Raw genomic sequence first — 24941 nt, 5'->3', positions numbered from 1 at the left:
GTCGAAGCTCGCCCGCGAGCGTCCGAACCCGCGACCCGGAGGGGAGCGGGTGAAGTAGCGAGCGCATGAGAATCGCGATCGTCCACGAGAAGTTCACCGTGTACGCGGGCTCCGAACGCGTCGTCGACCAGCTGCACCTGCTCTGGCCCGACGCGCCGATCTTCACGAACGTCTGCGACCCCGACGCGCTCGGCCCGGTGTTGCAGGACGCCGACGTGCGCCCGTCGAAGTTGCAGAAGTTCTACCGCGGCGGCGATCACTACGCGCACCTGCTGCCGTTGCTCCCGTACGGGATGCGACGGATCGATCTCGAAGGCTTCGACCTCGTCGTCACGAGTCACCACGCGTTCGCGAACCGCGTGCGCGTGCCCGACGGCGTGCCGAGCGTGTCGTACGTGCACACGCCCGCGCGGTGGATGTGGGAAGCGAACACGCGCCGGCACGAGATCGGCGGTCACGTCGGGCGTGGCGTGCTCGGCGCGTTCGCCGCGACCCAACGACGCGCCGACGGCCGCGCCGCGCGCCGCATGACCGAGCTCGTCGCGAACTCGAACTACGTGCGCGATCGGATCCGGCGTTGGTGGGGTCGCGATGCGAACGTGATCGCGCCGCCGGTCGACACCGACTTCTACACACCCGGCACCGCGGCGCGCGGCGACTACTTCCTCGTCGCCGGCCGGCTCGTCCCCTACAAGCGGCCCGAGCTCGCGGTCGCGGCGGCGAGTCGGGCCGGCGTCCGGCTGATCGTGGCCGGCGACGGGCGCGCTCGGGGCGCGGTCGAGGCGGCCGCCGGACCCACCGTCGAGCTCATCGGGCGGGTCGACGACGACGCGATGCGCGACCTCTACCGGGGGTGCCGGGCGCTGCTCTTCCCCGGCGAGGAAGACTTCGGGATCATGCCCGTCGAAGCCCAGGCCTGCGGCGCCCCCGTGATCGCCCGCGCGGTGGGAGGCGTGCTCGACACGGTCGTGCCCGGAACAACCGGTGTCCTCTACGGCGCCGCGACCGATACAGAACATGTGGACACGCTGGCCCGGGTGCTCGGGGAGTTCGACGACGCCGCCTTCGACGGTGCGGCGATCCGCGCCCACGCGGAGCAGTTCGCGCCCGAGCGCTTCCGGATGAGCTTCGCGGCCGCGGTGCAGGACGCGGTCGCGAAGGTCGCCGCCGACCGCAAGCCGTGAGCGCGGTGACAACCGGGAAAGATCCGGCGGGCGCGATCGTCGTGGTCATCGCAAGCCCCGACCTCGGCCCCGGCGACCGGCGGGTCCTCGAGGTCGCGGCGCGCGCCGCGGCGCGCGGTTGGTCGGTTCGCGTCGCGACGCCGGACGGACCCGCGGCGGTCGCCGTCGCCCGCGCGGGTCTGGCGCGTGTCGCCATCCCCGACGTCGAGCCGTGGGCCGAGTCGGCGCGCGCCACCGCAGCCGCGAGCCGGCGAGTCGAGCACGGCCGCCGCGAGCTCCAGCGCGCGATCGCGGGTGCCGACGCGGCACTGACCGCCAGCCTCGACGCGGTCGCCGCGCTCACGACGCTCGAACCTCGCCCGAAGGTCGCGTGGCTCGCGACCGAGCCGCTCGCCGGACGGCGTGGGCGCGCGCAGCTCGCCGCGGTCGCACCCGCGATCGACGTTGCCCTCACATCCGGTCGCGTCACGCGAGCCGGGGCCCGCGCCGCCGCGCTCGCGGTGTCCGATGTCGGCGACGACGGCGCGACCGAGCGCGCCGATCATGCGCTCGACGCGCTCACCGCGCTCACGAACCCATCACCGGCCGCTTCGAGCGGAGACGCGGCGCGGCGCGCGGTCGTCTTCGCGGTCCCCGACTTCGAGCCGACGACCGGCGGCACGACGCGGCAGAGTCGCAACCAGGCCGAGGCCCTCGCCGCACGCGGCGGATCGGTCACGATCGTGACCCAGCGCCTCGACGCGAGCTGGCCCCGCATCGAGCGGAGCGGCGCCGTCGTCGTCGAGCGCCTCGGCCCGATGGGCCGCGATCCAGGCGCGATGAAGCTGCTCGTCGTCCGGCTCGCGTGGTGGCTGCGCCGTCGGCACCGCGCCACCGATGTCGTCCAGGTGATCATGTATCCCGACTTCGTCGTGAGCGCGTGGCTCGCGGGCCTCGCCGACCGCACCGTGATGTGCTGGGCCGGTCTCGGCGACGCGACCGACGTGCTCGAGCCCACCGGCCGCCCGGTTCGCGCGCTCGTGCGCGCGGTGCGCCGACGGATCATGCAGCGCGCGACCCACGTGGCGCTGACTCCCGCGCTGCGCGACGAGCTGACCGGTCTCGGGATCGAGAAGGTCGCAGTGATCCCGACGCCGATCGACCTCGACACCTTCCGTCCGCCCACCGCCGACGAACGCGCCGCCGCCCGGCGCGCGCTCGATCTCACCGAGGGCCAGCTCGGGATCGTCTACGTCGGTCACCTGCGCGCGTTGAAGCGCGTCGACCGTCTCGTCGAGGCGGTCTCGATGCGCGTGCGCGCGGGCGTCGACGCCAAGCTCTTCCTCGTCGGCGACAGCCGCGCCGACCTCGACGATCGCCGCACCGCGCTGCACCAGCAGGTCGCGCGCTCGGGTCTCGAGGAACGCGTCGTCTTCGCGGGCGCGGTGCCCGACGTACGCGCGATCCTGCACGCCGCCGACGTGTTCGTCCTCCCGTCCGATCGCGAGGGCCTCTCGAACAGCCTGCTCGAGGCGATGGCGTGCGGGCTCGCCTGTGTCGCACCGCCGAGCGCGGGCGGCGATCAGGTCCTCGACCCCGGATCCGGCATCGTGCCGCCGAGCAACGACGCACGCGACCTCGCGGCCGCGCTGGCCACGCTCGACGATCCCGAACACCGCGCCCGCCTCGGCGCCGGCGCCCGCCGCGCCGTCACCGCCTACGGGCTCGCCTCCGTCATCGACCGCTACCAAGAGCTCTACGCGAGGCAGCAGGAACGCTCGTAGTCCCGCGCCGAGCGTGCGCGGAACGATCCGCTCGCACGCGGCCGACGGCGCGAACGGAGTGCGGGTCGAGGCTCGCCAGCGCGCGACTGACTACGGCGTCAGGACGTCGGTGATCGTCTCGCCCGCGACGGGGTCGGCGATGCCGGCGTCGCCGAAGCTGTGGACGGTGCCGCCCGACTCCGCGAGCCAGTAGCCGTGGCCGGTCGCGGTCGTGGCGATGCCGACGACGGGCGTCGCGACCGACGTACCACCGGCCGAGCCGTAGAACGCGGCGTCGCCGAAGGTGAAGATGCCGCCGTCGCTCGCGACCATCCAGTAGCCGCGCCCGGTGGCCGAGCGCGCGAGCCCCACGATCGGGCGCGCGATGTGCAGCCCACCCGTCGACCCGTAGAACGCGGCGTCGCCGAAGCTGAACACACCACCGTCGCTCGCGACGAGCCAGTAGCCGCGGCCGTCAGGCGTCGCGGCCATCCCCACGATCGGCTGGTTGAGTCGCCGCGCGCCGGTCGAACCGTAGAACGCGGCGTCGCCGAAGCTGAAGACGCCACCGTCGCTCGCGACAAGCCAGTAGCCGTGTCCGTCAGGCGTCGCGGCCATCCCGACGATGGGTTGCGCGAGTCGCAGTGCGCCGGTCGAACCGTAGAACGCGGCGTCGCCGTACGCGAACACACCGCCGTCGCTCCCGGTCATCCAGACGCCGTGCCCGCTGGGCGTGCGCGCCGATCCGGTGATCGGCTGGTTGAGCCGCGCGCCCCCGGCCGCAGGCGCAGCGTTCATGCCGGTCGCGAACACGTGCGCGTTCGCGCCGACGAGCCACGGTCCGTACGCAGGCGGTCCGTGATCGATGTGCGCGGCCGGCCGTGCCAGCATCGCCTTGAACACCCCGAGCGCAGGCTTGGCGGTGCCGTTGTAGCGGAGCACCCCGAGGTTGTCGAAGGTGCTCGCCGGGTTCGCGCTCGTGTCCTGCCAGTTGTACCAGAAGAAGTTGCCGGCGAACGAGAAGCGGTTCCACGCGGTGATCGCGGCCGCGGCCATCACCGCCTGCTGCGCTTCGCTCACCGCGCCGTGACCGGTCCCCGTCGGCCACCCGATCTCGGTCGCCCAGATCGGTCGTGCGCCGTCGCCGTGCGCGGCCATGATCGCGTGCGTCTGCGTCGCCATGTAGAAGGTGTTCCACGATGCGGGCGTCATCGGCGCGTAAGGGAACGAGTACGGATGCAGACCGACGGCCTGCATCGCACCGCGTCCACCGTTCGCATAGATGGCGGCGACGAACTCGTTGGGGGCGATCGAGTAGCCCGCGACATCACGCGCCGGCGCGACCCCGCCGCTCACGACGTACGCCGACCGGTCGACGGAGTGAATGGCCGCGGACGCGAGCCGCAGCAACTGCGTGTAGCGCGCGGGACTCGGCACGGGCTGCCAGAAGTCGCGCATGTTCGGCTCGTTCCAGATCTCCCACGCGTGCAGACCGCGCGGCGCGTACCGCTGCGCCGCGGCGCGCATGAACTCCGCGTACGCCGTCGGGTCGGTCGGCTGGTAGTGGTCGTTCGTGTTCGCGGGCCGATCCCACGTCGGCGTGTACGCGACCATCGCGAGCAGGTGGATGCCGCGCGCGTTCGCGGCCGTGACGAGCCGGTCGGCCTGCGCCCAGTTGTAGCGACCGCGTCCGCCCGCCTCGAGCGACGACCACGGGAAGTCGACACGCAGCCAGCGCGAACCCGTCGCCGCGACGCCGTCGAGCTCGCGCGCCATCACTGCGTCGCTCGCCCACATGAGCTGCTGGCCGTTGAAACCGACCGTCGAGCCCATCGTCAGCTGCGCGCCGCTCGCCGGCGGCGGCACGGTCACCACGTTCGTACCGGTGTTCGCGGCCGCCACGGTGGCGACACCCCCGAGCGCCACCACGATGGCGGCGCCGGCCGCGATTCGCTGCGCGATTCGTCGTCCGAGCATGAAGCGATTCCCCCGAGGTCCGTGCGTCTCTCCTTTGGCCGTCGACCACGTCACGCGACCTCTTGAGCGCGCAGAGTGCGCGAATCGCCCTCATCTCGGGAGTCGCGGTGTCGCCGCAACCTTTACGCGCCCGGCAAGTCGGCCGATAGGGTTGAAGACGCGCGGCGTTACCTGTACGGGTAGCGATGGTGGGGAACGGCAACAGGAACGGCCGCCTCCGTGGGAGAGGCACCAGGAGCACCGTGGCAAAGCCAGCGAGCACTGCCTCGGCGTCGGAACGTCGCTTGCCGAGTAGCGGCCGACGGCACGGAGGCAACCCACAGCGCACGGGCGACGGGTCCCCCACGGGTCCCGACGCGCTCCAACTCGTCCCGGTCCCGGTGCACCGACGTGACCGCCGGCCCGCAGCGATCGCCGCGACCGTCGTCTTCGGCGGCGACCTGATCGGACTCGGCGTGGCGCTGCTCGTCACCCGGCCCGCAACCGGCGTGAACGCGATCTACGCGCTGCTCGCGATGGCCGCACTGCTTTCGTCCGGCGCCTACCGCTTGCGGATCAGCCTCAGCTCGCTCGACGAGGCGCCGCGCATCGCGACCGTCGCCGCGTTGCCGCTCCTGCTGCTCGGACCCATCGCCGGTTCCTCGCAGTCACGCCTGCTCTGGCAGGCGTTGTTCTCCGTCATCGCGCTCGTGTTGATGCGCTCGTTCGGCTACGCGCTGCTGCGCCGCGTGCGCCGGCGCGGGCTGCGGGAAGCGACGATCGTCGCCGGGACCGGACACGTCGGCGTCGAGCTCGCGAACCTCATCCTCCATCACCCCGAGTACGGGCTCGAGCTGAACGGCTTCGTCGGCGCGCCGTATCCCGGTCTCCCGAGCCCGCTCCTCGGCGAGGTCGCCGATCTCGAGCGAGTCGTGCGCGACTACGGCGTGACCCGCGTGCTCGTGGCGTTCGGTCCGACCCGCGAGGCCGACCTCGTCGGCGTGCTGCGCACCGCGGTGCTGCGCGACGTCGAGGTGCACGTCGTGCCCCGTTTCTTCGAGGTCGGTGTCGCACCGCGCGGTCCGGACGTCGACGACCTCTGGGGCATCCCGATCTACCGCATGCGGCAGGCCGCGCTGCGCGCCCGGGTCTGGCGGGTCAAGCGCGCGGTCGATGTCGTGCTGTCGCTCGCGCTCCTCGTCCTGACCTCGCCGATCATGGCCTTCTCCGCGCTCGCGGTGAAGCTCGGCAGCTCCGGGCCGGTGCTGTTCCGCCAGCGGCGGATCGGCCAGCACGGCGAAGAGATCGTGGTGCTCAAGTTCCGGACCCTCCCGGCGAACCACGTCGACGACTCCTGGAACGCGGCCGACGAGCGCTACAACCGGGTCGGCAAGGTGCTCCGCCGCCTCAGCATCGACGAGCTCCCCCAACTCTGGAACGTGCTCCGCGGCGACATGAGCCTGGTCGGCCCCCGGCCCGAGCGGGGCTATCTCGTCGAGCAGTTCAACACGTCGGTGTCGGGCTACCGCGACCGGCACCGGCTGCCCGTCGGGCTCACCGGCTGGGCCCAGGTGCACGGGCTCCGGGGCGACACGTCCCTGCGCGAACGGGTGCGCTTCGACAACCAGTACATCGAGCACTGGTCGCTGTGGCGCGACGTCGTGATCCTGATCCGGACGCTCAGCGCGGGCTTCCGGGGCCCGACGACCATGTCGACGCCCGAGACGCAGGACGAGCTGGAGCCACCGGAGCAGTTCCCGCCGCCGGCCGCCGAGGGTGGCGGGGACTAACCCCGCACCGCGCGCAGCCCGGCGATCGACACCGCGGGGTGCGCCGCGCTCAGCGCGCGAACGTCGTCCGCGGACGCGAGAACGGCGGGCCTCGACGGGCCCGCCGCTCGCAGACGATCACAGGGGGAAATTCGAACTTCGTTGTCGTGACGCAGACGATCCGCAGGTGCGGATCGCGGGGGTCGCGTCAGACGCCGACGGCCTTGCGGCGACCGGACCGGACCAACGCCGTACCGCCGGCGAGAGCACCGATACCGATCAGCGAGAGTCCGACGACGTCGCCACCGGTGAAGGGCAGGCTTCCGTCGTTGGAAGTCTGAGCGCTCACCGCGGTCGACGGAGTCGGTACGCTGCTGGCGGAGCCGCAGCTCCCGCCGCCGTAGTTGTTGCAGGCTGCGAAGGCGTGAGCCGGCATCATCGCGACACCAGCGACAATTCCGCTGGCTGCGGCGAATCGCAGAACGCGTGTGCGAATGGTGGTCATTGCTGTAGCCCTCCCAGGTCTTGTGCCACGGAGTGTAGCGGTTCCCTCGCTCATTGACAAGGGTTCACGAAGCGATCGCGCGCAACTCCGGACTCGTCGTACCCATCCGGGAGAGGCATCACCACGCCACTCTTCGGCCCACATCGTCGCTCCACGTAAGGCTTGGAGCCGTCCAGGCGATCGCCGGGACTCGCGCGGAGGGCGCGAAGAACAGCGACCGTTGGGCGGTCGGCAGGGTGAACGAGGCGACCACTGTGCGTGAGATTCCGCGCGGAATCTGAACGTAGGCGGCCACCACCTGGCTCGTGCCGTCGGGTCCCGCGGTGACGAGCGGCGCCGGTTTTCCGTCGACCGTCAGATGGATCGATTCGGCCGCGCGCGGGAGCTCGACGACCGCGTAGCCCTGGTAGAGGCCGGCGGCGGCGCCGATCGCGCCTGGATACGGGCCCTCGACGTACTGCGGGATCCCGGTCGCGGGGGTGACGTTCTGCATCTGCAGGGTGAGGCGGACGCTCCAGCCCGCACCGGCCGTCGGTTTCGGCGCCCGGCCCACGCCGACCTTCCCGTGGATGACGACGAACTGGTCGAGCTTGTTGCCGCCCCGGTTGTGGAGGCCCACGAGCACGCCGTCGTCGGGCACGATCCCGTCGATGCCGGCCGCGGTCCAGCCCGCCTGCTCCTGCTGATTCGGGGACCAGGCCAGCAGGTGCCGGCCCTGCGCGGCGCCGCGGAGGTCGTCGACCAGGTCGGCCGCGTGCCAGCCGCCGTGGTCGAGGTCGTCGAGGGCGCCCCGCGCGATCTCGCTGAGCCGGTCCCGGCGGGTCGTCTGGTCGGGATAGCCGACGAGGCCGAGGTACTGGTGCAGCATGACGTCGCCGAGCACCTGGTCGGCGGTCATCGTGGTGCCGTCGGCGAGGTGCACCGGCCCGGTGGCCTGGAGCAGGTCCTTCAGCGCGACGACGTCGAGCGCGAGCACGCCGTTCACCGTCTGGCCGGTCGCGGCATGCCACATCTGACTCGCGAGCCGGGCCTGCGACGGGAACTGGGGCGAGGCGCCGAGGTTGCGCCACTCGACGTTCGGCTGGAGGAAGCCCCACCGGGCGGCGACATAACCGGTCAACGGCACCGCACCCGGCGCGACCGGGTAGGAGCCGACCGACTTCATCGAGTCGAGCCGCAGGCTGCCCTGGTTCACCGTGAGCATGCCGACCTCGAGGAACGTGCCCGATCCCACCCGCATCTCGGCGTTGTTCGCCGCGAGCACGAGATAGCGACTCGGGCCGCGCAGGAAGGCGGCGAGACCGTGCGACGCGGCCCGGAGCTGACCGATCGCGTGACGGAGGTCGTGCAGGCGAGTCGCGAACTCGGAGCGCGCGTTGGCGAGCGGACCGATGAGGTGCGTCGGTCCGAGGTCAACGGTCTGGAGCTGGGAGGACGACTGGTCGGCGATCGTCGCGAGCTGCGCGACGAGACGCACGCGCGCGGCGCCGGTCGGATGGCCCGCGTTCACGACCCGCCGCGACTGCACGACCGCGTCGATCCCGATGTCGACGACGTGCGCGGCCGAGCCCGTGAGCGTGTCGACCGAGTCGATCTGGCGACCGAGCACCGGGATGATGCGCAACGGCGCGAGCAACGGCGAGCGCACGCGTTCTCGGGCGCGCGTGAAGTCCGTCTGCGCGGTGCGGAGCTGCGGCACGCCCTCACCGCGCAGCAGCTGGCCCGGCGTGAGCTTCTCCTGCACCGACTCGAGCGCGTCGATGCCGAGGCGCGTGTCGTGACGCGCGCGTACGAGGGTCAGCGCGGTGAACGCGCCCCACGCGACGAGCACGATGAACACGCCGAGCAGGACGAGTCGGCGGGTGCGCCGGGAGCCGCGCGCCCTCGTCTCCATTGCTTCGCATCGTAGGGGCGCACCCGGCACGCGCCGGGTACCCCCGACGGTGTCAGTGGCGGACCGTAGGCTCCGCTCGTGGACGACGAGCTGCCGCGCGTCACGCTCACGCACCTGCGCCGAGCCGAGACGATGTGCCGCCGGCGGCTCGAGCGCGACCTCGCCGGCGTGCGGGGTCACCGCGGGCCGTCGGCGCGTTTCGCGGTGAACAATCGCATCACCGAGGACGCACGCGTCGCGCACACCGAGTTGCGCGCCGCGCACGTCTCCGACTTCCCACCACCGACCGATCTCGTCCTCGAGCAGCAGCGCGTCTACCGAGCCGCGGCGGAGGGCTACGTCGCGCTGTTCGCCGACCGTCCGGCGCGCGCGGTCGCGGTCGATCCGTGGGAGGCCGAGCTCGCCGACGTCGGCATGCGGCTCGTGTCGCCGCTCGGTCTCGCGCTCGAGCGGGCCGACGGCACGCCCGAGATCCGGTCGCTGCGCATCGGTGTCGCGGGCAACCGCCCGTTGATCGACGACGCCGACCGGCGGGCGCTCGTCGTACGGGCCGCCGCGTGGGTCGGCGAGCGGCCGCTGCGGCTCGTGGCCGTCGACCTGCTCGCGGGCGCGCTCGTGGAGGACGTGCTCGACGTCGCCGGCGCGTTGTCGGATGCGCGCGCATGGATCGACGATCGCATCGCGCTCGTGCGCGAGCGCGCCGCGGACCCGACTCCCAAGGCCGGCGACGACTGCCGCGGCTGCGCGTTCGTGCCCGGCTGCAAGGCACACTCGTGAGCACGGCCACCCCCGAGACGAGCGAGGCGCAGACCGCCGCCGCGGAGGGCTCACCCACGGCGCCGAACCGTGCGGATCGAGCGGTGGCGGACGAAGCCGCATGAGCAACGAGCGCGCCGCGGGGCGGCGCAAGCTGTTGTCCGACATCGTCACGATCACGCCGACCGCGTACGAGACCTGGAGGCGCTGCCCGCGCGAGTTCCTCCTGCAGCACCTGCTCGGGGTGCCGCCGAGCGACTCGAGCAAGCCGACCGACCACGGAATCCTGTTGCACGAGATGCTGCGAGTCGTGCACGAGCAGGGCACGTGCCACGACGAAGACCACGTGCGCGACGTGCTCGCGGGCCATGGCGTCGACGATCCGCACTTCGCGGGGATGGTCGCCCGCCACGCGGCGCGCTGCCCGTCGGAGTCCGACCGCCAGAAGCACGAGATCGACCTCGCGCGATTCCACCGCGCGCCCGCGCCGATGTTCATGGCGACCGCGCGCATCGACGCGGTCTGGATCCACGATGGGCTCCTCGACGCACGCGACTACAAGACCGGCTCGCGTTGGTACGAGCGCGTCGGCGACGACGCGCGTGCGCGCGTGCAGGCGTTCGTGCTCGCGCAGCACGCGCAGCGCCAGGGGCTGCGGCTGCGGCTGCGCTACGAGCACCTCGCGGCCGAGGTCGACGACGATCCCGAGCCGTACGAGCCCGACGACGAGGATCTCGACGCGATCGAGGAGGAGCTGCGCGCGACGGTGGCCACGTGGTGGTCGCTCGAGGAATGGCAGGGCGTGCGCGACCCGGCCGTGTGCCAATGGTGCCGGTTCCGGTCGGTCTGCGTCGACAGCGCCGCGGCGGGCGAGCCCGACTGGCCCGTGCTCGCGCTCGCCGGCGACAACGACGGCGAGGAGAGCGAGTGACCGACCCGCGCACGCCGGTGGTCGTCGGAGTCGGACAGGTCGAGCAGCGCGTCGCACCCGCGGACGCGCGTGAGCCGATCGCGCTGTTCGCCGACGCGGTGCGCGCCGCGGCCGACGACAGCGGGCAAGGCGGCAGCGTGCTCGCGCGCGTCGACACGGTCGCCGCGGTCCAGATCGTGTCGTGGCCGTACGCGGATCCCGGCGCGCGCGTCGCGGCGGAGCTCGGCATCGAGCCGCGCCGCGCGGTCGTCAGCACCGTCGGCGGCAACAGCCCGCAACTGCTCGTGAACGAGATGGCCGCGGAGATCGCGGCGGGCTCGTGCGACGTCGTCGTCATCGGCGGCGCGGAGTCGATGCACGCCCGCTGGGGTGCGCGCCGCGAGCCACGCGTGCATCTCGACTGGGCCGTCGACGAGGGCACGCCGTACGCGCGCGTCATCGGCGACCCGCGTGCCGGCACGAACGAGATCGAGCAGGCCCACTTCGCGGTCGCGCCGACGCACATCTATCCGCTGTTCGAGACCGCGTTGCGCGCGGCCGCCGACCGCACGATCGCCGAGCACCAGCAGGCAACCGGCGAGCTGTGGTCGCAGTTCGCGGCCGTCGCCGCGAGCAACCCGCACGCGTGGTCGCGCGTCGCGTACACAGCCGAAGCGATCGTCACGCCCACGGCCGAGAACCGCATGGTCGTGTTCCCGTACACGAAGCGCATGTGCGCCAACATCGACGTGGACCAGGGCGCGGCCGTCATCCTGTGCTCGTACGAGGCGGCGCGTTCGATGGGGATCGCCGAGGATCGCATGGTGTTCCTGCACGCGGGCGCCGACGCGCACGACCACTGGTTCGTCACCGAGCGGGCCGCGCTCGCGGAGGCGCCGGCGATCGGGATCACCGTGCGCGCCGCGCTCGACGCGGCGGGCCTCGGCGTCGACGACGTCGCGCGTTTCGACCTCTACTCGTGCTTCCCGTCGGCCGTGCAGATGGCGATGCACGCGATCGGGTTGCGCGGCCGCGCCGGCGGGGACGACCGGCCGCTCACCGTCACGGGCGGACTCGGCTTCGCCGGCGGTCCCGTCAACAACTACCCGACGCACGGCATCGCCGCGATGGTCGACGCGCTGCGCGCCGATCCCGGCTCGGTCGGGCTGACGACCGCGCTCGGTTGGTACGCGACGAAGCACTCGGCCGGCGTGTGGTCGACGTCGCCGCCCGCGCGGTTCGCGCGCGTCGATCCTGCGCGCACGCAGGCCGAGGCCGACGCGCTCCCCCGCCGCGAGCCGGCCGGGCTCGTCGAAGGCGACATGACGATCGAGGCGACATCCGTCGTGATGGAGCGGGACGGCACGCCCGCGGTTGCGATCGTCGCCGGTCTGCTGCCCGACAGCCGGCGCGCCCTCGCGAACTCGCGTGATCCCGACCTGATGCTCGAGCTGACGCGCACCGGTTGGGAAGGCCGCACCGTGCGAGTGGTCAACGACGGTACGGCGAACACGCTGGCCTGACCGTACGCTCTCACCCCATGCCGACGAGCCGAGCCACGGTGTTCGCCCGTGGGTTCACGCGCCGCTGCCCGCGCTGCGGCTCGGGCAAGCTCTTCCGCCACTACCTCTCGATGGTGCCCGACTGCCCGCGCTGCGGTCTGCACTTCGAACGCGAGCAGGGTTACTGGGCGGGCGCGATCGCGATCAACATCATCTGCGTCGGCGTGGTGTTCGTGATCGGCTTCACCGTCGCGATGATCCTCACCGTTCCCGATACGCCGATCCCGTTGATGCTGGCGATCTTCGTACCGATCGTGGCCCTCGGACCGATCCTCTGGTACCCGTTCTCGAAGACGCTCTGGGTCGCGGTCGACCGCGCGTTCCTCCACGGCCTCGATCAGGGCGCCGGCATCGACGACCACAACCGGATCTGAGCCTTCCGGTCGCACTCGCTGCGCTCGCCGCTCCTGACGCCTCAGGTCTCGAGTCGGACGGGCCGCGAAACGACCGCCCGTTCCGGCAGGAGCGACCGGCGCCTGAGACGTCGAGGAGGGCGAGCTTGCGAGCCCGACCAGTAGTTACGGACGCAGATCGATCGTGAAGGTCAGGACGCCGTCGTCGAAGGACCAGCTCGCGTCGCCGACGATCGCGAAGTCCTGATAGTCGGTCTGCGCCTGGTCGACGAACCGCTGTCGATCGGGGCCGGCCACCGGTGGCAGCGGCCGGTTCCGCACGGCCTCCGCGCGATCGCGGAAGCGGGTCAGCATCGCGTCGACGTCGAGCTCGTCGGCCATACGCGAGACGCTATCCGCGCCGCGCGACGAGGACGCGCGGCCGGAACGAGAAGTCGTCGAGCACGCGCACGTCGTCGAAGCCGGCGGTGCGCGCGATCGCCGTGACCACGTCCGCTTGGTGCGGCGCGATCTCGAGCACGATCGCCGCACCGGGCGCGAGCCAGGCCGGCGCCGACGCGAGCAGCTCCTCGATCGCCTCGAGTCCCGTCGGTCCGCTCACCAACGCGCGGTGCGGTTCGTGCTGCGCGACCTCCGGCGCGAGCCCGTCGAGCTCGTGTGCGGCAACGTACGGCGGGTTCGCGACGACGAGCGCGAGCGTGCCGGCGAGCGGGCCGGGCAGCGCGTCGAACCACGAGCCTTCGGCGAGCCGCACGCGCGTCGCGCCGCATCCCGCGATGTTGGCCGCCGCGACGGCGAGCGCGTCGCTGCTGACGTCGGTCGCCCACACCTCCGCGTCGGTCAGCTCGGCCGCGAGCACGAGCGCGATCGCGCCCGAGCCGGTACCGAGGTCGGCCACGACCGCGGTCGTCTCGGCGTCGAGCGCGCGATGCACGCCGCGCCGCAGGCCGACGCGCGTCGCCTCTTCGAGCGCGACCTCGACGACCCACTCCGTCTCGGGTCGCGGGATCAGCACGCGGTGATCGACCATCAGGTCGAGCCCGCGAAAGCTCCACGAACCGAGCACGTACTGCAACGGCTCACCCGCGAGGCGGCGCTCGACCATCGCGTCGAGGTGCGCCTGCGCGCGGTCGTTGGGCAGCTTCGCTGCGACTGCGAGCCACTCGGCGCCCGCGTATCCCGACGCGGTCTCGGTGAGCCACCGCGCCTCGGCGTCGGCCGAGTCGATGCCGACCTCACGCAATCGATCGGTCACGAAGCGGCGCTGCTGCGCCCAGCTCGCGCGAGCCGTCGTCACTCCGCGCCGAGCTGCCGCTGCCGTTCGTCGGCCTTGAGCGCGGCGATGAACTCGTCGAGGTCGCCGTCGAGCACCTTGTCGAGCGCGTAGACCGTGAGCCCGATGCGGTGATCGGTGACGCGGTTGTCCTTGTAGTTGTATGTGCGGATCTTCTCGGAGCGACCGCCGCCCTTCACCTGCTGCTTGCGCGCCGAGGCGAGCGCTTCGTCCTGCTGCTCCTGCTGGAGTTGGAGCAGGCGTGCGCGCAGGATCGCCATCGCCTTGTCGCGGTTCTGGAGCTGGCTGCGCTCGTTCTGGCAGCTGACGACGATGCCGGTCGGCACGTGTGTGATGCGCACGGCGGAGTCGGTCGTGTTCACCGACTGCCCACCGGGCCCGCTCGAGCGGAAGACGTCGATCTCGAGATCCTTCTGGTCGATCTCGACGTCGACGTCGTCGGCTTCGGGCAACACCGCGACCGTCGCCGCGCTCGTGTGGATGCGCCCCTGGCTCTCCGTCTCCGGGACGCGCTGCACACGGTGCGGCCCGCCCTCGTACTTGATCGCCGCCCAGGCCTCGGCGCCCTTCAGGACGAACGACACGTCACGGAACCCGCCGTGGTCCGACGGCTGGCTCGACAGCACTTCGAGCTTGAGCCCGTGCGTCTCGGCGAAACGCTGGTACATGCGGAACAGGTCGGAGGCCCAGAGGTTCGCCTCTTCCCCACCCTCGGTGCCCTGGATGACGACGATCGCGTTGCGGCCGTCGTTCGGGTCGCGGGGCAGCAGGAGCTCCTTGAGCTCGGCTTCGAGGTCGGCGGTGCGGGCGAGCAGCGTCTCGATCTCGCTCTCGACCATCGCCTTCATCTCGGAGTCGCGCTCGCCGCTCAGCAGCTCGCGGGCGCCGGCGAGCTCGGCCTTCGCCGTCGCGAGCGCGCGCCAGGTCTCGACGACCGGCTTCAGCTCCGCGTAGCGACGCCCCGCGTCGCGCGTCGCGCGTCGATCGCCGGCCGCGGCGATGTCGGCGAGGCTCCCCTCGAGCCGGTCGAACTCCGCTTCCAGCTCCGGCAGGTGGTCGAACACCTACGCAGGATAAGGGTTACTCGTGCGTCGACCGGTGGTCGCCGACGTCGGACGGGCGGCGGGTCGAGGTCAGCTCTCGACGCGCTTGATCGACAGCGCGTCGATGAGCGGGAAGGTGAAGGTGCTGCTCCCGATGCCCTCGATGCAGAGCTTCTCGTGCGGGAGGTTCGCGCCGAACCCGAAGCTCGCGTGCGTCCACTTCGCCGGAAGCGCCGCATTCAAGTCGAGGAAGCCGATGCGAATGTCGTTGATTCGCACATCGAACGTGCTGTAGTCCGTCGAGGAGGAGATCGGGTTGAGCGACGCGGCCGCGAGGCTCAGCGTGTAGTCCCCGCCTTCGATGAGCCCGGGAAGGTTCTGGCAGATCTTGGCGCCGTTGCCGGTGGGCAGGCCGTTGAGCGCGAGGAACTGCGCGCCCTGCCGCGGCTTCGCCTGACCGGGCACGGCCGTGAAGAGCTGCGCGGTGCCCCGGGTCACGGACCACGCGCCGAACGTGTCGCCCTTGGAGAAGGAGCCGGCACCGCCGGCTGGGAGCTTCGGGTATTCGAAGTTGCCGTCGCGCACCAGAAAATCGCTGGCTCCGGCGCTTCCGGCTGCGCCGGCCACCAGGCCGATCGCGAGCACGAGTCCGATCCAGAGCTTCGCCGTACGAGGAGTCCCCATGTCGCCCCCACTTCCCACAGTCCAACGAGGGGCGGAAGTGTAGGCCTGATTCCTCAGGAACTACTCGGCGAGGTCGCCCTGCGCGTTCGGCCGCAGCGTGCCGAGCGCGTGGAACTGCTCGAGGATGTCGGCGCGGCGGCGATGGTCGCGCAGTGCGTACTCCACCTCGGCGAGGGTCTGGCGCAGCAGCGTCGGCCGCCGCACCGTGCGCGACTCGGTGCGCGCGACGTCCCACATGCGCGCGATGACGTCGGCGCCGGGGTGCCGACGGCCGGACTCGCCGACGAAGGTGCGGTCGCGCATCTCGGTGATCGCGGTCTTCAAGTACTCGACGTGTGGGGTCTCGTCGCTGCGGATGAACGACACGACGCGTGCGGCGAGCCCGTCGCCCGCGACGAGGTCGTCGTCGGAGAGGAGCGCCTCGGCCCACGCGAACGTGTGGAACGCGGAGAGCTCGATGAAGAGGAGTCCGATCATGAAACGGGCCATCGCCTCGATGTCGGGATCGAGGTCGTCGACGAGCTGCGGCGCACGGGTCGGCGACGCGGGCACCGCCGCCGCGGCCGACGCGGGGATGCCCATGCGCCCGAGCATGCGGCGGCTCTCGTCGGCAGTCACCGGGTCCTCGAAGGCGACGTCGCGCGCGACGAACCACATGTCGCGGTGACCGGCTTCGTCCTCGAAGCCGGCTTCGTCGCGCGCCTGCGCCTCGAACAGGCCGCGGTGCAGGTGCGCGAGGCAGGTGCCGTCGATGCTCTCGACGAAGAACGGCTGGAGATCGTCGGGCCCGAGGTGGCGGATCATCGCGCCGAAGCCCTCGACGGTCCCGATGCGCGTGAGCGTCGTGACGACCGGGCCCCGCACGCCCTCCGACAAGAGGTACTTGGCCTGCGCGACGCTCGGGTACGGCGCGGGCCACGACGCGAGCGGCGCATCGATGAGGTCGGTCCCGAACGTCTCGCGATGCGCCTGCTGCCACGCCGCGGTCGCGGGCACGCGGAACTTCGTGCGGGGCGACACGTAGTTGCCGTCGTCATCGAAGCCGCCGTGACAATGCACGCCTTCGATCACGACCGGCTCGGCGACCGCGTGCGTCGCCAGTAGCTCCGCTTCGGTCCAGTGCGTCTGGAGGTTGCTCACCGCGTCGCCGGCCGAGCCGAGACCGGGACGACTACGCCGGAGGGGCGGCGGCCGGCTTCTTCTTCGCCGCGGCCTTCGCGGCCGTCGACTTCGCGAGCCGGCGCTGGTAGCGATCCACGCGACCACCGGTGTCGACCAGCTTCTGCTTGCCGGTGTAGAAGGGGTGGCACTCCGAGCACAGCTCGACCCGCAGCGAGGGCAGCGTCGAGCGGGTCGTGAACTCGTTCCCACAGGAGCAGTGCACTTGGCACTCGATGTAGTTCGGGTGAGTCTCGGTCTTCATGGCGATCTCGTCTCGTTCGTGGAGGGGTGAAGGTTAGGCGCCCATGCCCGAGGGCGTCTTGGCGATCTGGGCGAGGAACTCGTCGTTGCCCTTGGTCGTGCGGAGCTTGTCGAGCAGCAGCTCGAGCCCCGCGCCGCCATCCAACGCGCTCATGACCCTCCGTAATTTCCAGACCTGCTGGAGCGCCATCCGGTCGAAGAGAAGCTCCTCGTGGCGGGTGCTCGACTGCTCGACGTCGATGGCCGGGAAGATGCGGCGGTCGGCGGTGCGGCGGTCGAGGCGCAGCTCCATGTTCCCGGTGCCCTTGAACTCCTCGAAGATGTGCTCGTCCATCTTCGAGTTGGTCTCGACGAGCGCGGTCGCGATGATCGTGAGCGAGCCGCCCTCTTCGACATTGCGGGCCGCGCCGAAGAACTTCTTGGGTGGATAGAGGGCGCCGGCGTCGATACCGCCCGACATGATGCGGCCGGACGCAGGCGCCGCGAGGTTGTAGGCGCGGGCCAGGCGGGTGATGCCGTCGAGGATGATCACGACGTCTTTGCCCAGCTCGACGAGTCGCTTCGCGCGCTCGATCGTGAGCTCGGCGACCTGCGTGTGCTCGTCGGAGGGACGGTCGAACGTGCTCGCGATCACCTCGCCCCGCTGCACGTGGCGCTTCATGTCGGTGACCTCTTCGGGCCGCTCGTCGACGAGCAGCACCATGAGGTGCACCTCGGGATTGTTGCGCTCGATCGAGTACACGATCTGCTTGAGGATCGTGGTCTTGCCGGCCTTCGGCGGCGACACCACCATCCCGCGCTGGCCCTTGCCGATCGGTGAGATCAGGTCGACGACCCGGCCGGTCATCTCGGCCGGGTTGCCGGCGAGCTCGAGTCGCAGTCGCTCGTCGGGGAAGAGCGGCGTGAGGTCCTCGAAGCGCGGCCGCTGCCGCGCCTCGTCGGGCGTCATGTCGTTGATCTCGTCGACGCGCATGAGCGCCGGGTACTTCTCGGTGGTCGCCGCGGCGCGCGTCGCGCCCTTGATGAAGTCGCCCTTGCGCAGCGCGAAGCGGCGCACCTGCGATGCGGACACGTACGCGTCGTCGCGTCCCGCGAGGTAGCTGCCGGTGCGGAGGAAGCCGTAACCCTCGTCGCGCAGGTCGAGCAGACCCTCGACCTCGATCGCCTCGCCGGTCGCCTCTTCGGGCTTGGGCTCGAAGCCGCGCTCGCGATCACGGTCACGCCCGCGTCGTCGGCGGCGACGCTTGTTGCCGCTGCCCTCGTAGTCGTTTCCGGGCTGGCCGTTGTCGGGCGCGCCGACGGGCGTCGAGCCTCCGAAGTCGTGGTGACCGACCGCGGCGTGGTCGTCGGCCGGCGCGGATTGACGGGAAGTCGCGGGCGGCGCATCGGTCGACGCGGCCGACGCCGGTGCGGACGCCGGTGCGGACGCCGCCGCGGTGTCGGCGCGGCCGTTCTTCTCGGTCTCGGCCGCGGCCGCGGGACGGCGGCGCGCCGGCATGAGGTCGGGCTCCGGCGTCGCGGCCGAGGCCGCGATCGCGGCCTCTTCCTCCGCGAGCACGTCGAGGTCGCTCTTCGCAGGACCCGTGGAGCGGATCGTGCGCGACTTCGTCGCGCGATCGCCGTTCCCCGACGCGCCCTTCCCGCCGTTGGCGCCGGCGGTCGCGCCGAGGATCGCATCGACCAGCTCGGCCTTCTTCAGGCGGCTGATCGCCTTCAGACCGAGCGCCGAGGCGATCGCCTGCAGCTGCTCCCGATCCTTGCCGTCGAGCGCGGTCCGCTCGAAGGTCTCGTTGCTCATCACCTGCTCCTCGGGCGGACGCGAACGCGGGGCCGCCGGTCCCGCCTGTCACATCGGGGTTGCCAACGCGCATCCTCGCCGGGGACGGCGCCTCGCCGGCGAGCGATCGACCTCGGACCGGATCCGACCGCGACCAACACCCGGGGCTGTGGGGTTGGGAGCGGAGCGACCCGCGGAACCTGCGTGGAACACGGGCCGGGCCCTCGAGGATCGGCGCGACTTTACACCTCTCGGCGCTCGAGACCGGAACCTGAACTCAGGGGTCGGACCGAACCCACGCGGGCGTCGCGCTGCGCCCCGCCGTTGGGCGCGTCACCCCACCAGGCGGGCCATGAGGGTGTGCGCGTCGACGAGCGGCGCGGTCGCGACGCCGGGTTCCGTGTAGACGCCGCCGGCGCCGCGGCGCTCGGAGTCGAAGAGAAGGTACGGAACCGGCTGGTCCGTGTGCGTGCGCAACGAGCACGGCGTCGCGTGGTCGGGCAGGAGCAGCACGCGGAAGGGATCGCCGGTCGCGCGCAGCGCGCTCAACACCGGGCCGATGATGTCGGCGTCCCAACGCTCGAGCGCGTCGACCTTCACGTCGCTCAGTCCCTGATGCCCCGCTTCATCGGTGGCCTCGACGTGCACGAGGAAGAAGTCGCGATCCTCGAGCGACGCGACGCACGCATCGGCCTGCGCGCGGTAGTCGTTGTCGAAGCCCGCGGACGCGCCGGGCACGTCGACGATCTCGATGCCGGTCAACACACCGAGGCCCTGCACGAGATCGACCGCGGACGTCAGCCGACCGTCGACGCCATAGGTCTGCGCGAACGGCGGCAACGACGGCATCGCGCCCTGGCCCCACAACCAGATCTGCGTCGCGACCGAGCCGACATCGCGCGCCGCGCCCGCGACGACCGCGCGCGACGCGTCCATCAACGCCTGCAGCTTCGGCGCGGCCGGACCCGACGGCCACACGACGGGATCACCGGTGAGGTCGTGCGGTGGAGTGCACTGCGCGTCACTCCAGTCGCGCGGCACCACACACAGGTGGCGGTACTCGACACCGGGATGGAAGCGGACGCCGTCGCGCCCGTTGCCGAGCGCGTCGTCGAGCGCGGCGACGATCGGATGACTCTGCTCGCTGCTGATGTGGCCGGCCGCGAAGTCGAGCATGGTCGGGCGGTCGGAGTCGTCCGAGAGCGTCACGAGGTTGCAGCGGAAGGCGACCTCGTCGGCCGCGAGCGTCACACCCATCGCCGCGGCCTCGATCGGCGCGCGGCCCGTGTGGAAACGCTCGGGGTCGTAGCCGAGGATCGCCATGTTGCCGACGTCGCTGCCCGGGGGCAGCCCGTCCGGGATCACGCGGGCGCGACCGACCTCGGACTCGGCGGCGAGGGCCGCGAGGTTCGGCATGCGCGCGGCTTCGAGCGGCGTGCGGCCGCCGAGCTCGGCCAGCGCGACGTCGGCACAACCGTCGGGCACGAACACGACGTACTTCCTGCGTCCGGTGGGCACGACCGGGATCGTACGCAACGAGGGCCTACGCTCTCCTTCCGTGCGCCGGCACCGGTGGGTCCGAAGCGTTGCCGTGGGAGCCGCAGCCTGTCTCGCGGTCGGGGCGTGCGGCAGCTCGAAGTCGACGAGCGCGGGCGGCAGCCCGGCCACGATTCCCGCGACGAGCGCGCGGGCGACGACCACGACGACGAAGTCCGCGAGCCCGTCGTCGACCGCGGCGCCGAACTTCGCGAAGGCGAACATCAAGCTCACCGAGATCGCGTCGGGACTCAGCAGTCCGCTCGCGATCGTGCCCCGTCACGGCACGTCGACGCTCTACATCGCGGAGCAGGTCGGACGCGTGCGCGCGTACGCGAACGGAGCACTGCTGAAGACGCCGGTGCTCGACATCCGGAGTCTGCTGAAGTCGGGTGGCGAGCAGGGTCTGCTCGGAATCACGTTCTCACCCGACGGCAACAAGCTGTACGTCGACTACACCGACAAGAACGACGACACGAACGTCGACGAGTTCCTGATGGCGCACGACGTCGCGCAGATGCAGACGCGCCGGCGCGTGCTGCTCGTGCACCAGCCGTTCTCGAACCACAACGGCGGCGAGGTGCTCACCGGTCCCGACGGGATGCTGTACATCGGCCTCGGCGACGGCGGCAGCGAGGGCGACCCGAACAACAACGGGCAGAACCGCACGACGTTCCTCAGCAAGATCCTGCGCATCAACCCGAACCCGACGGCGACCGGTGCGTACTCCGTGCCCGCGAACAACCCGTGGGTCGGGCAGGCGAGCTCGCGGCCCGAGACGTGGGAGTGGGGACTGCGCAACCCGTGGCGCTTCTCGTTCGACAAGAAGACCGGTGACCTCTGGACCGGCGATGTCGGGCAGGGCGACTGGGAAGAGGTCGACTTCGCGAAGGCGGGCCAGGGCGGGTTGAACTACGGCTGGAGCCTGCGCGAAGGGGACCACAAGTACAAGGGCGCGCGCCCGCCCGGCGAGGTCGACCCGGTGTACGAGTTCTCGCACGCGTCGGGCGGTGTCGCGGTGACCGGCGGCTACGTGTACCGCGGTACGCGCATCCCGAACCTCGTCGGCACGTACGTGTTCTGCGACTACTACCAGGCGCAGATCATCGGGCTGCAGCAGCACGACGGCGTCGTCACCGCGCACCGGCCGCTCGCGCAGGCGCAGGGCGAGGTGTCGAGCTTCGGCCAGGACAACAACGGCGAGCTCTACGTCGCCGACCTCGAGGGCGGCTCCGTCTTCCGAATCGACCCGGCGTAAAGGGACCGACGTTCCCGCCAGAGCGCGCGAGCGGAGCGAGCAGCGCGGCCTCGACCGGAGCCTGAGGCGTCAGGGAGGGCGAAGCTTGCGAGCCCGACCAGATCTATTCGGAGAACTTGATGACGAGGGCGGCAGCGCGGCGCGTCACGGAGTCGGGCAGCACGCTGACGAATCCCGCCGTCATGCGGTTCATCGTCCCCGGCACGTAGACCGCGCGCCCGCGTTCGAGCGCGTCGAGGGCACCGGCCGCGACCTCGCCGGCGCTCTGCCAGAGGAAGCCCGGCAGGCGACTCGAGTCGATGCCGGCGCGCTCCTGGAACTCGGTGCGGGTGAAGCCCGGGCACACGACCGTCGCGCGCACGCCGGTGCCGCGCAGCTCCTCGTGCACCGACTGCGTGAAGCTCGTGACGAACGCCTTCGTGGCGCCGTAGGTCGCGTTGCGCGGTGTCGGTTGCATGCCCGCGATCGACGACACGTTGAGGATGCCGCCCGCGCGCCGCGCGACCATCGGTCCGAGCGCCGCGTGTGTCAGCCGGACGAGTGCGACGACGTTGAGGTTGATCTCGCGGGTCTCGTCATCGACATCGAGCTCGTGCAGGAGTCCGTTGCTGCCGAACCCCGCGTTGTTGACGAGCGTGTCGATCGGTCGCGCCGCGTCGGCCAAGCGCGCCTCGACGCGCGCGAGCGCGCCCGTATCGGTGAGGTCGGCCGCGAGCACCTCGGCCGCGATGTTGTGCTGCGCGCGCAGCTCGGCCGCGAGCTTCTGCAGGCGCTCCTCGTCGCGCGCGACGAGGACGACATCGTTGCCGCGCGCCGCGAGCTGACTCGCAAAAGCGTTGCCGATCCCCGCCGACGCGCCGGTGATCAATGCGGTTGTCATGACAGACCCAACTCCTGAAGGACGAGGTCGGCGTCGGCATCGACGGCTTCACCCGTCTCGACTTCGGCGATCGCGCGGTTCGGATCCTTCAACCCGTGACCGGTGACGGTGCACACCACGGTCTCCCCCGCCTCGATGAGTCCGGCTTCCGACGCCTTCAGCAAGCCCGCCACCGAGGCCGCCGAGGCGGGCTCGACGAACACGCCTTCGAGCGATGCGAGCGACCGGTACGCGGCGAGGATCTCGGCGTCGGTCACCGACTCGATCGCGCCACCGGACTCGTCCCGCGCCGCGATCGCGCCGTCCCACGACGCAGGGTTCCCGATGCGGATCGCGGTCGCGATCGTCTCGGGATACGGCACCGGTTCACCCGACACGAGCGGCGCTGCGCCCGCGGCCTGCCACCCGAGCATGCGGGGCCGGCCCTTCGTGACGGCGTCGCGCTCGTACTCGACGTAACCGCGCCAGTAGGCGGTGATGTTGCCCGCGTTCCCGACCGGCAAGCAGTGCACGTCGGGATGGCGGCCGAGCACGTCGCACACCTCGAACGCCGCGGTCTTCTGGCCCTCGATGCGGAACGGGTTGATCGAGTTCACGACCGTGACGCCGCCGCGCTCTCCGAGCTCGCGCACGATCCGCAGCGCGTCGTCGAAGCTGCCGCGGATCGGCACGACGCGCGCGCCGTGGATGAGCGCCTGCGCGAGCTTTCCGAGTGCGACGTGACCGTCGGGGATGAGCACGGCCGCGATGAGTCCGGCACGCGCCGAGTACGCGGCCGCCGCCGCCGACGTGTTGCCGGTCGACGCGCACACGACGACCTTGGCGCCGCCTTCGAGTGCCTTGCTGATCGCGAGCGTCATGCCGCGGTCCTTGAACGAGCCCGTCGGGTTCGCGCCTTCGACCTTGAGGTACACGTCGGCGCGCGTCTGCTCCGAGAGGCGCGGCGCGCTCACGAGCGGTGTGTTGCCCTCGAGCAGTGTGACGACCGGCGTCGACGCGTCGACCGGCAAGCGATCGCGATACGCCTCGATGAGCCCGGGCCAGCTCATGCGCTCGCTCCTTCGGCCGCGTGAGAGTGCGTCGCGCGCGACATCACAGGGCCCGTCATCCGCTGCCTCCGACGACGCGCAGCACGCTGCCGACGCGCTCCACCGCGTCGAGCCCGCCGACCTCGTGCATGGTGGCGCGCAGGTCGGCCTCGCGCGCGAGGTGCGTGACGAAGATGAGGTGCGCCTCGTCGCCGCGTCCCTGTTGCTCCATCGACTGGATCGACACGTCGAACTTCGCGAACACACCCGCGATCGCGGCGAGCACACCGGGTCGGTCGGCGACGTCGACCGTCACGTAGAACTGCGACTCGACCTCGTCGATCGGGTGGATCGGCACGCGCGGCCGCGCTCCGAAGTTGGCGTTGTGCCCGCCGGTACGCAGGTTCTTGGCGGCGTCGACGAGATCGCCGAGCACCGCGACCGCGGTCGGGTCCCCGCCCGCGCCGCGGCCGTAGAGCATGAGCTCGCCGACGGCCGCGCCTTCGATGAACACCGCGTTGAACGACCCGCGTACCGATGCGAGCGGATGTTGCGCCGGGATCATCGCGGGGTGCACGCGCACCGCGATCGAGCCGTCGATCTCCTCGGCGACCGCGAGCAGCTTCACGACGAAGCCGAGGTCGCGCGCCGCGGCGATGTCGGCCGCGGTGATCGCGGCGATGCCCTCGCGGTACACGTCGCCGGCGACGACCTTCGCGTCGAACGCGATCGACGCAATGATCGCGGCCTTCGCAGCTGCGTCGAAACCGCCGACGTCGGCGGTCGGGTCGCTCTCCGCGTAGCCGAGCGACTGCGCCTCGGCGAGCGCGTCGGCGAACGAGAGGCCGTCCTCGCTCATGCGCGTGAGGATGAAGTTCGTCGTGCCGTTGACGATCCCGGTGACGCGCCGGATGCGCTCGCCCGCGAGCGACTCGCGCAACGGGCGGATGAGCGGGATGCCGCCTGCGACCGACGCTTCGAACAGCAGGTCGACCTGCGCGGCCTCCGCGGCTTCGAACAGCTCGCTGCCGACGTTCGCGAGCAGCTCCTTGTTGCCGGTCACGACCGGCTTGCCCCGCCCGAGCGCGTCGAGGATCAACGCGCGCGCGGGCTCGATGCCACCGATCACCTCGACGACGATGTCGACATCGGGATCCGCGACCACGGACACCGCGTCGGCCGTGAGCACGCCCTCCGGCAGGTCGACGGGCCGGTCCTTCGACACGTTGCGCACGGCGACGCGCCGCACGCGCAGATCGACGCCGGCACGCGCCGCGATCAGGTCGCGGTGTCGGTCGATCAGCGCGACGAGCGAGCCGCCGACGTTTCCGCACCCGAGGATCCCGACCCCGATCTCTGCGACGCCCGCTCCGTCGGCCTCCGGAAGC

General features: G+C 71.5%; 22 protein-coding genes. 8 read left to right on the top strand and 14 right to left on the bottom strand.

The features are described from left to right. Window positions 1-65 precede the first annotated feature (65 nt). A complete protein-coding gene (locus VH914_17705) occupies window positions 66-1184 on the top strand; it encodes a glycosyltransferase (GenBank protein ID HEX4493046.1) in 1119 nt (372 codons plus the stop codon). A 5-nt stretch (window positions 1185-1189) separates the two neighbouring features. Next, the gene (locus tag VH914_17700; protein HEX4493045.1) at window positions 1190-2947 is read left to right on the top strand and encodes a glycosyltransferase family 4 protein; all 1758 of its coding nucleotides are present in this window, start codon (window positions 1190-1192) and stop codon (window positions 2945-2947) included. Between the two features lie 90 nt (window positions 2948-3037). Here the strand turns inward: VH914_17700 and VH914_17695 are convergent, their stop codons facing one another. Then, window positions 3038-4903 (bottom strand): cellulase family glycosylhydrolase, encoded by a 1866-nt coding sequence (locus tag VH914_17695; GenBank protein ID HEX4493044.1) that lies wholly within the window; start codon window positions 4901-4903, stop codon window positions 3038-3040. Between the two features lie 380 nt (window positions 4904-5283). On the opposite strand from VH914_17695, the gene VH914_17690 reads away from it, so the two are divergent. Beyond that, window positions 5284-6672, top strand: a complete 1389-nt coding sequence (locus tag VH914_17690; protein ID HEX4493043.1) for an exopolysaccharide biosynthesis polyprenyl glycosylphosphotransferase — start codon at window positions 5284-5286, stop codon at window positions 6670-6672. A 187-nt stretch (window positions 6673-6859) separates the two neighbouring features. Here VH914_17690 and VH914_17685 read toward each other — a convergent pair whose 3' ends face one another. Together VH914_17685 and VH914_17680 are read right to left on the bottom strand one after the other, a co-directional pair. Next, the gene (locus tag VH914_17685) at window positions 6860-7156 is read right to left on the bottom strand and encodes a hypothetical protein (protein HEX4493042.1); all 297 of its coding nucleotides are present in this window, start codon (window positions 7154-7156) and stop codon (window positions 6860-6862) included. 118 nt (window positions 7157-7274) lie between these two features. Further along, window positions 7275-9050, bottom strand: coding sequence for a DUF4012 domain-containing protein (locus VH914_17680; GenBank protein ID HEX4493041.1), 1776 nt, complete (start codon window positions 9048-9050; stop codon window positions 7275-7277). A gap of 78 nt (window positions 9051-9128) precedes the next feature. Between VH914_17680 and VH914_17675 the strand changes: the two genes are divergently transcribed. From VH914_17675 to VH914_17660, 4 genes are all read left to right on the top strand, one after another. Next, a complete protein-coding gene (locus VH914_17675; protein HEX4493040.1) occupies window positions 9129-9827 on the top strand; it encodes a hypothetical protein in 699 nt (232 codons plus the stop codon). 100 nt (window positions 9828-9927) lie between these two features. After that, window positions 9928-10737 carry a PD-(D/E)XK nuclease family protein gene (locus VH914_17670; GenBank protein ID HEX4493039.1) on the top strand — a complete coding sequence of 270 codons (810 nt, stop codon included), beginning with the start codon at window positions 9928-9930 and terminating at the stop codon, window positions 10735-10737. Next, window positions 10734-12239, top strand: a complete 1506-nt coding sequence (locus VH914_17665; protein ID HEX4493038.1) for an acetyl-CoA acetyltransferase — start codon at window positions 10734-10736, stop codon at window positions 12237-12239. The genes VH914_17670 and VH914_17665 overlap by 4 nt, the downstream gene beginning before the upstream one ends. A 17-nt stretch (window positions 12240-12256) precedes the next feature. Continuing rightward, entirely contained in the window at window positions 12257-12652 is a 396-nt protein-coding gene (locus VH914_17660; protein ID HEX4493037.1) for a DUF983 domain-containing protein, read from the top strand. Window positions 12653-12796: 144 nt separating this feature from the next. Here the strand turns inward: VH914_17660 and VH914_17655 are convergent, their stop codons facing one another. The 8 genes from VH914_17655 to apgM form a co-directional block, all read right to left on the bottom strand. Next, entirely contained in the window at window positions 12797-13012 is a 216-nt protein-coding gene (locus tag VH914_17655) for a hypothetical protein (protein HEX4493036.1), read from the bottom strand. Window positions 13013-13022: 10 nt separating this feature from the next. Further along, on the bottom strand, window positions 13023-13928 hold the full coding sequence (gene prmC, locus VH914_17650; protein ID HEX4493035.1) for a peptide chain release factor N(5)-glutamine methyltransferase: 906 nt from the start codon (window positions 13926-13928) through the stop codon (window positions 13023-13025). Next, the gene (gene prfA / locus VH914_17645) at window positions 13925-14989 is read right to left on the bottom strand and encodes a peptide chain release factor 1 (GenBank protein ID HEX4493034.1); all 1065 of its coding nucleotides are present in this window, start codon (window positions 14987-14989) and stop codon (window positions 13925-13927) included. The genes prmC and prfA overlap by 4 nt, the downstream gene beginning before the upstream one ends. 69 nt (window positions 14990-15058) lie before the next feature. Continuing rightward, a complete protein-coding gene (locus tag VH914_17640; protein ID HEX4493033.1) occupies window positions 15059-15652 on the bottom strand; it encodes a hypothetical protein in 594 nt (197 codons plus the stop codon). Between the two features lie 60 nt (window positions 15653-15712). Further along, the gene (locus VH914_17635; protein HEX4493032.1) at window positions 15713-16792 is read right to left on the bottom strand and encodes a hypothetical protein; all 1080 of its coding nucleotides are present in this window, start codon (window positions 16790-16792) and stop codon (window positions 15713-15715) included. Window positions 16793-16823: 31 nt separating this feature from the next. Further along, window positions 16824-17075 carry a 50S ribosomal protein L31 gene (gene rpmE / locus VH914_17630; GenBank protein ID HEX4493031.1) on the bottom strand — a complete coding sequence of 84 codons (252 nt, stop codon included), beginning with the start codon at window positions 17073-17075 and terminating at the stop codon, window positions 16824-16826. A 33-nt stretch (window positions 17076-17108) separates the two neighbouring features. Beyond that, window positions 17109-18872: a transcription termination factor Rho gene (gene rho / locus VH914_17625; GenBank protein HEX4493030.1), complete on the bottom strand. Its 1764-nt coding sequence runs from the start codon at window positions 18870-18872 to the stop codon at window positions 17109-17111. 312 nt (window positions 18873-19184) lie between these two features. Beyond that, window positions 19185-20369: a 2,3-bisphosphoglycerate-independent phosphoglycerate mutase gene (apgM, locus tag VH914_17620; protein ID HEX4493029.1), complete on the bottom strand. Its 1185-nt coding sequence runs from the start codon at window positions 20367-20369 to the stop codon at window positions 19185-19187. 73 nt (window positions 20370-20442) lie between these two features. Between apgM and VH914_17615 the strand changes: the two genes are divergently transcribed. After that, window positions 20443-21645: a PQQ-dependent sugar dehydrogenase gene (locus tag VH914_17615; GenBank protein ID HEX4493028.1), complete on the top strand. Its 1203-nt coding sequence runs from the start codon at window positions 20443-20445 to the stop codon at window positions 21643-21645. 103 nt (window positions 21646-21748) lie between these two features. Here VH914_17615 and VH914_17610 read toward each other — a convergent pair whose 3' ends face one another. Genes VH914_17610 through VH914_17600 form a run of 3 tightly spaced genes read right to left on the bottom strand, consistent with a single transcriptional unit; the run spans window position 21749 to window position 24907 of the window. Next, window positions 21749-22525 carry an SDR family oxidoreductase gene (locus tag VH914_17610; GenBank protein HEX4493027.1) on the bottom strand — a complete coding sequence of 259 codons (777 nt, stop codon included), beginning with the start codon at window positions 22523-22525 and terminating at the stop codon, window positions 21749-21751. Further along, a complete protein-coding gene (gene thrC / locus VH914_17605) occupies window positions 22522-23574 on the bottom strand; it encodes a threonine synthase (GenBank protein HEX4493026.1) in 1053 nt (350 codons plus the stop codon). The genes VH914_17610 and thrC overlap by 4 nt, the downstream gene beginning before the upstream one ends. Window positions 23575-23629: 55 nt before the next feature. Beyond that, window positions 23630-24907 carry a homoserine dehydrogenase gene (locus VH914_17600; GenBank protein ID HEX4493025.1) on the bottom strand — a complete coding sequence of 426 codons (1278 nt, stop codon included), beginning with the start codon at window positions 24905-24907 and terminating at the stop codon, window positions 23630-23632. Window positions 24908-24941: the final 34 nt, after the last annotated feature.

This window comes from Acidimicrobiia bacterium (genome assembly GCA_036271555.1).
GTDB lineage: Bacteria > Actinomycetota > Acidimicrobiia > IMCC26256 > PALSA-610 > DATBAK01.
The sequence above is the reverse complement of the archived record's forward strand: the minus strand, read 5'-3'. Positions and strand labels throughout refer to the sequence as shown.

Coding starts and splice junctions, on each gene's coding strand:
- VH914_17705 (HEX4493046.1), top strand. CDS start 66: ATGAGAATCGCGATCGTCCACGAGAAGTTCACCGTGTACGCGGGCTCC.
- VH914_17695 (HEX4493044.1), bottom strand. CDS start 4,903: ATGCTCGGACGACGAATCGCGCAGCGAATCGCGGCCGGCGCCGCCATC.
- VH914_17685 (HEX4493042.1), bottom strand. CDS start 7,156: ATGACCACCATTCGCACACGCGTTCTGCGATTCGCCGCAGCCAGCGGA.
- VH914_17680 (HEX4493041.1), bottom strand. CDS start 9,050: ATGGAGACGAGGGCGCGCGGCTCCCGGCGCACCCGCCGACTCGTCCTG.
- VH914_17670 (HEX4493039.1), top strand. CDS start 9,928: ATGAGCAACGAGCGCGCCGCGGGGCGGCGCAAGCTGTTGTCCGACATC.
- VH914_17660 (HEX4493037.1), top strand. CDS start 12,257: ATGCCGACGAGCCGAGCCACGGTGTTCGCCCGTGGGTTCACGCGCCGC.
- VH914_17655 (HEX4493036.1), bottom strand. CDS start 13,012: ATGGCCGACGAGCTCGACGTCGACGCGATGCTGACCCGCTTCCGCGAT.
- VH914_17640 (HEX4493033.1), bottom strand. CDS start 15,652: ATGGGGACTCCTCGTACGGCGAAGCTCTGGATCGGACTCGTGCTCGCG.
- rpmE (HEX4493031.1), bottom strand. CDS start 17,075: ATGAAGACCGAGACTCACCCGAACTACATCGAGTGCCAAGTGCACTGC.
- rho (HEX4493030.1), bottom strand. CDS start 18,872: ATGAGCAACGAGACCTTCGAGCGGACCGCGCTCGACGGCAAGGATCGG.
- VH914_17610 (HEX4493027.1), bottom strand. CDS start 22,525: ATGACAACCGCATTGATCACCGGCGCGTCGGCGGGGATCGGCAACGCT.
- thrC (HEX4493026.1), bottom strand. CDS start 23,574: ATGAGCTGGCCCGGGCTCATCGAGGCGTATCGCGATCGCTTGCCGGTC.